This window comes from Alkalibacterium sp. m-11 (assembly GCF_054658155.1).
The window spans coordinates 1-255 of record NZ_BAAGIR010000518.1 but is presented as its reverse complement, the minus strand read 5'-3'; the positions used below and the strand labels follow the sequence as shown (position 1 = coordinate 255).

Sequence of the window (255 nt, the reverse complement as noted above, 5' to 3'; positions counted from 1 at the left end):
CAACGAATTAAGCGTGGTTTTTCGGATTCTTTTCCAGGGATATGCGTGTGCTTACACACTTTACACAGTCTCTGGCCAGTTTTTTTACTGTTTATGTAAAGATACTGGTGAGGCGCATGGCAGCGCGGACACTGTTCTTTTTCGGAGAGTTGTTTCGCTCTCGTTCTTCCTCTAATCGGTTTGATTGGAGATCCAAGTTCTTCTGAATAAGTGAGAATGAGTCGGTAATCTAAATCATGCACCTTTTTGATCACC

General features: G+C 42.7%; 1 pseudogene. It reads right to left on the bottom strand.

Annotation, left to right across the window (positions count from 1 at the left end):
- A pseudogene (locus ACYQ2O_RS13410) lies at positions 1-255 on the bottom strand (hypothetical protein); the annotation flags it as partial.